Source organism: Saccharopolyspora spinosa NRRL 18395 (genome assembly GCF_000194155.1).
Taxonomy (GTDB): domain Bacteria; phylum Actinomycetota; class Actinomycetes; order Mycobacteriales; family Pseudonocardiaceae; genus Saccharopolyspora; species Saccharopolyspora spinosa.
On the sequence record NZ_GL877879.1, the window covers coordinates 992,648 to 1,001,749 of the forward strand.

10 protein-coding genes and 4 pseudogenes are annotated in these 9,102 nt (G+C 66.7%); 12 read left to right on the forward strand and 2 right to left on the reverse strand.

Annotated features, from left to right (window positions below; all coding sequences use genetic code 11):
- From SSPN_RS0123590 to SSPN_RS55260, 11 genes and pseudogenes are all read left to right on the forward strand, one after another.
- Nucleotides 1-1,287: a condensation domain-containing protein gene (locus SSPN_RS0123590; RefSeq protein ID WP_029535657.1), complete on the forward strand. Its 1,287-nt coding sequence runs from the start codon at nucleotides 1-3 to the stop codon at nucleotides 1,285-1,287.
- Nucleotides 1,284-2,267, forward strand: a complete 984-nt coding sequence (locus SSPN_RS0123595) for an MFS transporter (protein WP_083822067.1) — start codon at nucleotides 1,284-1,286, stop codon at nucleotides 2,265-2,267. Before SSPN_RS0123590 ends, SSPN_RS0123595 begins: the two co-directional genes overlap by 4 nt.
- A complete protein-coding gene (locus tag SSPN_RS0123600) occupies nucleotides 2,248-2,439 on the forward strand; it encodes a hypothetical protein (protein WP_010309765.1) in 192 nt (63 codons plus the stop codon). The genes SSPN_RS0123595 and SSPN_RS0123600 overlap by 20 nt, the downstream gene beginning before the upstream one ends.
- Before the next feature lie 584 nt (nucleotides 2,440-3,023).
- Complete coding sequence (locus SSPN_RS45330) at nucleotides 3,024-3,602, forward strand: hypothetical protein (RefSeq protein ID WP_187764589.1); 579 nt, start codon at nucleotides 3,024-3,026, stop codon at nucleotides 3,600-3,602.
- A 329-nt stretch (nucleotides 3,603-3,931) separates the two neighbouring features.
- The gene (locus tag SSPN_RS0123610; protein WP_010309769.1) at nucleotides 3,932-4,408 is read left to right on the forward strand and encodes a hypothetical protein; all 477 of its coding nucleotides are present in this window, start codon (nucleotides 3,932-3,934) and stop codon (nucleotides 4,406-4,408) included.
- 131 nt (nucleotides 4,409-4,539) lie between these two features.
- Entirely contained in the window at nucleotides 4,540-4,695 is a 156-nt protein-coding gene (locus SSPN_RS62870; RefSeq protein WP_083822068.1) for a DddA-like double-stranded DNA deaminase toxin, read from the forward strand.
- Nucleotides 4,692-5,114: an Imm1 family immunity protein gene (locus tag SSPN_RS0123615; RefSeq protein ID WP_010309771.1), complete on the forward strand. Its 423-nt coding sequence runs from the start codon at nucleotides 4,692-4,694 to the stop codon at nucleotides 5,112-5,114. The genes SSPN_RS62870 and SSPN_RS0123615 overlap by 4 nt, the downstream gene beginning before the upstream one ends.
- Entirely contained in the window at nucleotides 5,002-5,241 is a 240-nt protein-coding gene (locus SSPN_RS62875; RefSeq protein ID WP_143539610.1) for an Imm1 family immunity protein, read from the forward strand. Before SSPN_RS0123615 ends, SSPN_RS62875 begins: the two co-directional genes overlap by 113 nt.
- A 182-nt stretch (nucleotides 5,242-5,423) precedes the next feature.
- Nucleotides 5,424-5,624 (forward strand): annotated as a pseudogene (locus SSPN_RS62880) (condensation domain-containing protein); the annotation flags it as partial.
- Nucleotides 5,625-5,743: 119 nt separating this feature from the next.
- Nucleotides 5,744-6,070 (forward strand): annotated as a pseudogene (locus SSPN_RS61765) (condensation domain-containing protein); the annotation flags it as partial.
- Complete coding sequence (locus SSPN_RS55260; protein WP_010309781.1) at nucleotides 6,064-6,450, forward strand: AMP-binding protein; 387 nt, start codon at nucleotides 6,064-6,066, stop codon at nucleotides 6,448-6,450. The pseudogene SSPN_RS61765 and the gene SSPN_RS55260, both read left to right, overlap by 7 nt.
- Before the next feature lie 41 nt (nucleotides 6,451-6,491).
- Here SSPN_RS55260 and SSPN_RS45335 read toward each other — a convergent pair.
- A pseudogene (locus SSPN_RS45335) lies at nucleotides 6,492-7,503 on the reverse strand (cytochrome c oxidase subunit I); the annotation flags it as partial.
- 375 nt (nucleotides 7,504-7,878) lie between these two features.
- Here SSPN_RS45335 and SSPN_RS56995 point away from each other — a divergent pair.
- On the forward strand, nucleotides 7,879-8,070 hold the full coding sequence (locus SSPN_RS56995; protein ID WP_158309626.1) for a hypothetical protein: 192 nt from the start codon (nucleotides 7,879-7,881) through the stop codon (nucleotides 8,068-8,070).
- A gap of 232 nt (nucleotides 8,071-8,302) precedes the next feature.
- On the opposite strand, the pseudogene SSPN_RS0123640 reads toward SSPN_RS56995, so the two are convergent.
- Nucleotides 8,303-9,102, reverse strand: a pseudogene (locus SSPN_RS0123640) (hypothetical protein); the annotation flags it as partial.

Below are 9,102 nucleotides of genomic sequence, written 5' to 3' on the forward strand. Positions count from 1 at the left end.
ATGACCGACTGCCGAACGAGCACATTGCTGCCGCTGCTGGCGGCCCAGCGGCAGCAGTGGACCTCGCACCACGACGACCCCAGCAATCCGCGCTACAACTGCGGCGGGTACTTCCGGCTCACTGGCGGGATCGACCAGGTCGCGCTCAGGGCCGCGGTGACCGCAGCGTACTCGGAGGCCGACATGCTGAGAGTCCGCTTAGCGGAGGTCGACGGGCAGCCACGGCAGACGGTCGTCGAAGGCGGCCCCGCGCCACTGTCGTCGGTCGCGCTGCCCGACGAGCAGGCCGCGTTCGAGTGGATGCGCTCGGCGCTCACCGTACCGTTCGACCTGCGCAACGGCGACCAGATGTGCTCGCACGCACTCATTGAGGTGGACAGCGGCGAGGAGTTCTTCTTCTTCCTTTACCACCACATCGTGTTGGATGCCTACGGGGCGCATCGGTACCTGGCGCGTGTGGCCCAGCACTACAACTCCTTCGTGGCGGGGACAGCGACGCCGAAGAGCGGGTTCGCCAGGCTGGAACAGCTGGTGGCGGAGGAGAGAGCCTACCGCAGCTCGGCGCGAGCACGCCGGGACGACGCCTACTGGCGGGACGTCCTGGCCACACCGCTGCCGTGGTCCGCGCTCGCGCCGCACGAGGCCCCGGCGCAGCCCAAGCCGCTGCGCTCGGTGGTGCGCGTGCCCGACAGGACGTGGTCCGCCTTCCAGGACCTGTCCGCCCGCACGGGAACGCGGTGGCCGGTGGTAGTCCAGGCAGTGGTGGCGTGTCTGCTGAGCGAGGTGACCGGCTCGGCGGACATCGTAATCGGAATGCTGGCAGCCAACCGGCCGACCCATGCCGCGGTGAAGACCCCGACCAACATGGCGAACGAGCTGCCACTCCGCGTCGACGTCGACATGGACGGCACGTTCATCGACCTGCTCGATCAGGTGGCCAGGCGGGTCGCCGAGGCGACGACCCACCAGCGGGCCCACCTGGACCGGCAGGACACACCGATCGCGTTGCGCACGTTCGTCAACGTGATCGCGTTCGGAGAGCAGCCCCGGTTCTTCGGGTGCGCCTCGGAGTTCCACGTGCTGGCGACCGGGCCCGCGTCGAACTTCCGCGTCAACTGCTACGGCGGGCTGACGGGCGACCACCTACTGGAGTACGAGGTCAACCCGTGCATCTACGACGAGACCGCGCTCACCCGGCACCAGGAGCGCCTGCGCGACCTGCTGCTGAACCTCGTGTCCAGTCCAGACGTGCGACTGTCAGACACGCTCACGGCACGAACGCGATGACGGTCAGATCAGCGCACGGGGGCCGACTCGCCCTGGTAGGGACAGGACTGGCCCTCTGCTACACAGTCCAGCAGTCGGCCATGCCCGTGCTCCTCCCGCTGGCCGTCCGGCTCGGTCTGGACGAGATCCGGATGGGCGTGGTCATCACGGCGTCCGGCTGCGCCTTCCTGCTCTCCAATCCTTTGTGGACGTTCTTATCGCATCGGACCGGGACCAGACCGCTACTGCTGGGCGGGTTGATCGGTGTCCTGCTGAGCGCGCTTGCCTTCGCCGCGGTCGTCCGCTGGCCACCCCAGACCGCTCAGGCGGCTTTCGCTCTCGCGCTGCTGACCCGAGGAATGCTATTCGGTCTCGCCCTCGCCGCCGTCGCGGTCTCCTCGGCTGCGTTCCTGCTGGCGGACGCCGAGCAGCGAGGACGGGCCGCGACCGTGATCGCCGCAGCACCGGGGATCGGCATCGTCGCCGGCCCTCTGCTCGACACGGCCACCGGCTCCCGCGGACTGCTCGTCCTGTTGCTGGCTCCCCTGGTCCTCCTGGCCGTGACGACCTCGTTCCTCGTGCGGCTCCCGCCAGGCGTGCGTCAGGGACCGGCAGAACGCGTCACATGGCAATGGGGGCCTTTCCTCCGCAGCGGATGGCCGCACCTGCTCGTGGTCGTGTCGTTGTTGCTGTTGGTCGCCGCCACACAGGTCAACATCGGCTTCCTGCTCCGGGACCGGATCGGCGCGCCCGCCGACGAAGCCGGCCACGCAGCCGCCTGGGTGCTGGTGGCGCTGACGCAGGCCGTCGCTGCGGCGCGACCGGCGCTGGTTGGGCACCTGGTCGCTGCGCGCCGGCCTGTTGATGACGCTGCTCGGCGTGCTGCCACTGGCTTTCGGGCCGAGTCTGTCTTGGATCATGCTCGGGGCCGTGGTCACAGCCGTAGGGGTGGGCTTCGCCCTGCCCGCGTGCTACGAACGCGTGTCGCGCACCGCCGGTGAGGCCGGGCAGACCCAGGCCGGAGGCGCCATCTCGGCCGCCTCGGGCGTGGCCTTCGCCATCGGCCCGGTCGTGGCCACCGGACTGCACACTGTCGGCTCCGCCACGCCGTTCCTGTTCGTTGCCGGTCTGCTGCTCACTGGTTTCGCCTGCTCATTGGCAACGCGGTCATGAGTTCGCGGACACGGCGGCGGCGTTGGTGATCAAGCTGGCGTCACGACCGGCCACCCCTCTGCAGAAGCACACAAATCCTCCCACGCAAGCCGACGGTCAGCGCCGTGGTGTCGGCCGGCAGCAGGACGACGGCGGACACCCGAGTTCTCCCTTGCCACAGATAATATGGTTGCTTCGCGCGCCGCCGCGGAGATGTTCCCGCAGGACGTGATCAGCGGTGCCGCAGATAAAAAAGCGTTATCCGTGGGAAGACTTCGGACGCCAGCCGCGGGCCACCAGCACCTCAGCAGGCCAACACCACCTCAGCCGGCCACCAGCACCGATGCGGGCTTAGCGCTGTCCGCCGCTCTGATGTACCGAGTGACCGCAGTTTCACTGGATGAAGAACCCCGACCGCTTGGCATATCGGCGGAGTTAGCACGTGTTCGCGCTGCTGGAAGCCAGGCTATCGCCTGTGCTTGTGGGGCTTACGCGGGACTCGCCGAGATCCTGGCGGGAGCGCCTCGACGGACGTTGGCCTGGCAGTTTGCCAACGCCATTACTTTTGATGAAAGATCTCTTCGTCTGATGTAGGTGACGGACGGTTGAGGCGGATTGGTCGGGACGGGCTGGCTCCGGAGTCGGCGGCGCTGCATTTGGTCGACAGCGTGCCGTTGCTTCGGCCGGAGGAGCAGGTATTCACGTTGATGCTGGACGGCTGGCGTAACCGGCAGCTGGCGCGGAACCTGGCGTTCTCCACGATCGGCAGCCGGGAAAAGGCCGTGCGGGCGTTCGCCAGGCACGCCGACGCATTCCCGTGTCATTGGACGGCCGCGCAGGTCGACGAGTGGCTCGGCGGCCGACGGGCGGTGCGCAAGCTCAAGCGCTCGACGCTGCGCAACTACCAGGAGGCCGTCCACTCCTTCTGCGCCTACCTCATCGACCCTGCCTACCAGTGGTCGACCGAGTGCGAGCAGCGGTTCGGCACCCACCCAGTCCAGGTGGTCCACGAGTGGAACACCGCATTCCACGTCGCCGACGCCGAAGCCGACGCGGGCAAGCGCGCCTTCACCCGCAAGGAGCTGATCGCCATTTTCGATCACGCCGAGATAGCCATTCCCCACAGGAAAGCGACCTCTACAAGCTGGTGTCGCTTCAGGAACGCAAACTGCGATACCGGCTAGGCATGGCCGCGTGCATCCTGCTCGGCATCATCGTCATTGTCGCCCTCGTGATCGCATTGATCAGCGCGTTGTCCGGAGACGGGACCATTTCCACGTCCTTGCTGCAGACAGTGGCAGCCCCCGCAGCCGCGCACTTGCGTCATTGGCAATGTGTATCAGGCCAGCGATCATTCGAAACCGCTGAGTCTGACCGACGCCGGCCTAGCACGGTTGCTAGGCCGGCGTCCCCACTCCACGCGACAATCCGGGTATCCACCACTCATCCAATTCAGTGACCATGCCCCACTCAGGCCCGTTTTGTGTCGGGGCTGTTCTGAACATCAGCAGGTGTGGGCAACGACGTGGCGGCGATAGCGGCGCGAATCCGGGCGGCGATAGCGAAGCTGCCGCCGACGGCCTGGCAACAGGCCGGCGAGTGCATCGACGAGGCAGGCACGGACCTGTATCCGCTCGCGCTGGAGACCAACGACACCGAACTGGCCGAGGCGATCACGGCGATGGCCGGTGCGCGGGAGGAGATCGACCGGGCATGGCAGATCTGCCGGAAGGTGCGCGACGCCTGCGCGAACTATCTCAAAAGCATTGGAGCGGCAGAGCCCAGCGCTCCAGCTCCCAGCGGAGGGGGTTCCGGTGGTCAGCCGCGGTATGTGACAGCGAAGGACGGGTCCCAGTACCCGCCGGAGGCCGGGACGATGATCGATATCTTGCCTCGCCGAGTTCAAGAGGGAAAAGCCGGGGAGAAGACGGTCGGCTTCGTCGACGGCTCGGTGGCCGACAAGTTCGTCTCAGGTATCGATCAGACCTGAACGCCGTCGATTCTCACACGGGCTGATGAAGCGGGGATCTCGCCTCGTCTGGCGGAGTTCGTCAGCAGCCATGTCGAGATGAAAGTGGCCGCGATGATGACGCAGACCGGCAAGCAGCACCCCGCGAACTGATGATCAACCATGTTCCGTGTGGTTCGCAGCCAGGGAAGAAACGCGGGTGCGATCAAGTGCTTGAACGATTCTTACCGAAGGGGTACACGTTGACCGTTCACGGCACCACTCAGGACGGCAGGCCGTTCTCCAAGACCTACAGGGGGCAGGCATGAACGATTCTGGAGCCGACGTTCTCAATGACCAAGAAGTCCAGCTCACCCCGGCGATGGACATCGAGGAAATCATCCGCGGGCTCGCCGATCACGATCAAGAGCGCCAACGTCCCGAGGCCGGCCTTGCGTGGTTTTTCCTCCATGAGCCCCACGAGGATGCACCCACTTTGACCCTCGGCGTGCGCGGCACGATCGGGTCACTCATGTGGTTCGACGCCACATCCGCCCTCGTTCCCGCTGATGGCACGAATACGGAGTACGTCGATTACTTCACCATCGACGGGCACATGATGGTCATGTCTCCTCATGCTGAACTTCCCATCGCGCGAGTTCACGAGGCACTGCGCGAGTTCGCCCGCACCCAGCAACGCCCGACCTGCATCGACTGGACGTCAAAACCTAAGCCGCGCGGAGCCTGATGACGTCCGGAACGCGTGCGTGCCGCCGAGCACGGTCGAGGAGGCTCTCGCCGAGTCCCTGCAGACAGCGCAGCGCCCGCGGGCGCTGCAGTGGCAAGCCGCCCCGGACCCGGACCCGGATAGGTGAAAACCTGCAAGCCCGTGCTGTCTCGGTACGGGCCGGCAGGTTTCGACAGTTCTGCCCAGACGGTGATGTCACTGTGAGAGCAGGGTTCTCCGCGCTCGTGAGTGTAGGCAGCTACCGCTTCGTCGGCGGCACGCCGAACGAGGCGGCTCGGCGCGGGCACCGACATCGCGATCGGCACCGGCATCGCCGGGCGCACCGACGACGCGTTGGAGGACCTGGTCGGGTTCTTCGTCAACACCCTCGTCATGCGCACCGACACGGCGGGCGACCCGCGATTCACCGACCTGGTGGCCCAGGTCCAGGTCCGCGAGACCGGCATCGCCGCCTACGAGCACCAGGACCTGCCCTTCCACCACGTGGTCGGGAAGCTCAACCCGGAGCGCTCGCCGACGCGGCACGCGTTGTTCCAGATCGCGTTCTTCCTGCAGAACAGCCCGGTCGAACGGTTCACCCTGCCGGGGATGGACCTCGAGGTCGCGGAAGCCCGACCCGGAACTCGGTCTTCGACCTGTTCTTCAGCGTCTCGGAGCGACCCGGCAACGGCGGCCTCGACGTCATGGTCCAGTACTGCACCGAGTTGTTCGACGCGGCGACCATCGAGCGAATCATGTCCCTCTGGACGGCCGTGCTCGACTTCGTCCTGGACCACCCGGACGCCGCGCTGTCGCAGATCGAGATCGTCTCGGCGGACGAGCGCACCGAACCGCTCGGCAAGCGCAACGCCACCGAGGCCGCGTACCCGGCCGCAGAGACCGTGGCGGCGCTGTTCGAGCAGCGGGTCCAGGAGCAGGGCGACACCCTGGCGGTCGAGATGAGTCGACGGTGCTGACCTACCGCGAGCTCAACGCCCGCGCGAACCAACTGGCGCGGTTCATGCGCGAACGCGGGGTACGCGCGGAGGACCGCGTCGCCGTCCACCTGCGCCGCACCCTGGACTCGGTCGTCGCCATGATCGCGCTGGCGAAGCTCGATGCCACCTACGTGCCGCTGGACCCGGCATACCCGGACGAACGGCTGGAGTACCTGCTCGCAGACTCGCGGCTCGTCCTCGTTCCAGGGCCAACCCCGACGGCAGCAAGCGCGCCAGCCACTCCGGCTACGAACACGCGCTGGGCGAATGGCTGCGCCGCTGCGACATCCGCGACGCCCACAGCAACCCGGTACATGTCACCCCGCACCAATATCGGCACTCCCTGGGAACCCGATTGATCCCCGGATCGCCGCTCACCCTCTCGTGCTGGTTGTAACGGTCGCATCCGTTCAGTCATGTGCGGGTAGTGCAGTTCGAAGGCCGGACGTTCGGACCGGATGCGCGGCAGCTCGGTGAAGTTGTGCCGCGGCGGCTGGCAGGTGGTGGCCCATTCCAGCGAGTTCCCGTGCCCCCCCCCCACGGATCGTCGACGTTGACGAGCACCCCGTACCGCGCGCTCTTGAACACGTTGTACACGAAGGGCAACGGCGAGCCGCCGAGGAGCGCCGGTCGCGAACATGTGGTGCGCCCACACCAGAATGGATAGTCCGCTGATGAACAACGTCGCGAAGGCCATGCCAGCGTAGCCGAACAGCGGTTTGCGGCTGAACACCGGGAAGGAAGATCTCGGTCACGATGCCGAAGAACGGCACGGCCACGATGTAGACCTCTGGATGGCCGAAGAACCAGAACAGGTGCTGGTAGAGAATCGGCCCCCCATTGGCCGGGTCGAACACGTGCGCACCCAGCTGCCGGTCGGCCAGTAGCCCGAACAGCGCGGAAGTCAGGATCGGGAACGCGATCAAGATCATGATACTGGTGACAAAGATGTTCCAGGTGAAGATCGGTATCCGGAACATCGTCATGCCCGGTGCGCGCAGGCACACCACGGTCGTGATCATGTTGACCGCGCCCAGGATGGTCCCCCGTCCGCTGACGATCAGCCCGGTGATCCACACGTCGCCGCCCGGACCCTGGCTGAACATCCCGCGCGACAGCGGCGCGTAGGCGGTCCAGCCGAAGTCGGCCGCGCCGTCCGGCAGCAGGAACCCGCTGAGCACGATCAACCCGCCGAACAGGAACAGCCAGAACGACAGCGCGTTCAACCGCGGGAACGCCACGTCCGGCGCCCCGATCTGCAGCGGCAGCACGACGTTGGCGAAGCCGAACACAATCGGTGTGGCGAACAGCAGCAGCATGACTGTGCCGTGCATGGTGAACAGCTGGTTATATTGCTCCTGCGACAGGAACTGCAGCCCCGGATACGCCAGCTCGCCGCGGATCAACATCGACGAAGATCTGAACGACAACGGGGTTGCGGACTGCTCGGACCCGAACGTCAGCCACGGCAACCTCCGGCAGCTGACCGGTGCGGGCGGTTACTGCCTCCGCTACTGGCACCACGGGGCGGACGGCGGCCCCTACACCACCGAGAACGGCTGGTCCCCGCTGAAGGTGGCCTTCAAGGCGGTCCACCTACAAGGGCGACGACCTACCGCGGTGACGACCGACCGTGGTGCGGGCCCGATTTCCGCACCACGGTCACATCCCCGCTTCGTGAAGTCGTGTACTCGCGGATCGTCGAACGCAGCGAGGGCCGAGCCCACGCTGCGCAGAGCGCGGCCGGCAGGGCCCGACGAAACCCGGGCCAGGGTACGCAGAGCCGGGTGCCCATAGTCGAGGGCTCGGTCGAGGTCTCGGGCTTGGCAGTGGGCGGTGGCCACGATGGCCCGGCGCAGTCCGACGGCGCGGGGGCTGCGGTCGGCGGTCATGTCGGTGGCCTGTTTGCTCCAGCGCAACGCCGCTGCCGGATTCCGGAGGTCACGGAAGATCTCCGTGGCGTCGGCGGCGAGACGTGAATGCGTGACGGAAGACTTTGGACACCACAACGACAGCCGGGTACAGACCGGATTCGGCGAACGAGGGGGTGCGGGTGAACGCTCCGAGCACCACCGAGTTCGCCACCACCAGCGACAGGTTGTTGTGCCCGTGGAGATGACCGGCACGTCCACCGCCGTGGTGATCGCGCCGATGCGTGCGGCGACGTTGGCATTCCGGTTCGGCGCGCGAACAACATCCGGAAACAACAGGTCAGTATTCAGCCGGAAGCGACATTTCCTCAACCGTCTCGGCCTCACCCTCGTTTTGAGCCCGCACAACCCACCCACCCAACTCCCCCACGGCACCCGCAAAATCAGCAGACCAGTCACCCACAACCCCACGACCACGCCACGCCGCGACCGCCAGTCCCGGGACGAAACGCCGGCCTTCTCCCACCTCGCCCGCGAAGGCTTCGGGTGTCACCCGCCGGCCATCCCGCAACACCGCCACCCCGTCAGGCATCACATCCACACCGACGACCTGGGTGCCCAGCAAATCAGATGCCGACTCCGCAGCCTCCTCGATCGTCTCGACGGAATCACCGCTCCCCCCGAACAGTGCCGGTCGTGGCGTACGAGTCACCTCGGTGGGCGGCTCGACCGGCCTCGGCCGGCTTCCGTCCACCCGGTGCAACATCCACTTCGGACCCCGGCCCCGGTCCACCCACGCCAACACATCCGCACCGGTACTGCCCCGCAGCTTGGCGACCTCGGCATGGGAGATGACCGCATCGTCATGCCCGAGCACCAACAGCGGCTTTCTGCCGTCCGGAAGCGCGGCGGCATGATCCGGCGAGCGGGTCCACGCGGTGTACTCGGCAGTGTCGGTGGCGCCCTGGATCGCAAGAATCACCGGCACACGACGCACACCCCAACGGAAATCAGATCCTGATGCGGTCCCCAACCGCGCCCGGGCGCCGGAACTCGCCAACGCTGCAACAAGATCCGCACCGGGCAACCGCCGGGTACCACCCACGGCCGACAACAGGTACCAATGCCCCGCCGTCGCGG

What these genes read in the sequence shown, in the direction of transcription:
- SSPN_RS0123615 (WP_010309771.1), top strand. Translation starts at nt 4,692, where the DNA reads ATGAACGATTCTGGAGCCGACGTTCTCAATGACCAAGAAGTCCAGCTC.
- SSPN_RS0123595 (WP_083822067.1), top strand. Translation starts at nt 1,284, where the DNA reads ATGACGGTCAGATCAGCGCACGGGGGCCGACTCGCCCTGGTAGGGACA.
- SSPN_RS62875 (WP_143539610.1), top strand. Translation starts at nt 5,002, where the DNA reads ATGCTGAACTTCCCATCGCGCGAGTTCACGAGGCACTGCGCGAGTTCG.
- SSPN_RS0123590 (WP_029535657.1), top strand. Translation starts at nt 1, where the DNA reads ATGACCGACTGCCGAACGAGCACATTGCTGCCGCTGCTGGCGGCCCAG.
- SSPN_RS62870 (WP_083822068.1), top strand. Translation starts at nt 4,540, where the DNA reads ATGATCAACCATGTTCCGTGTGGTTCGCAGCCAGGGAAGAAACGCGGG.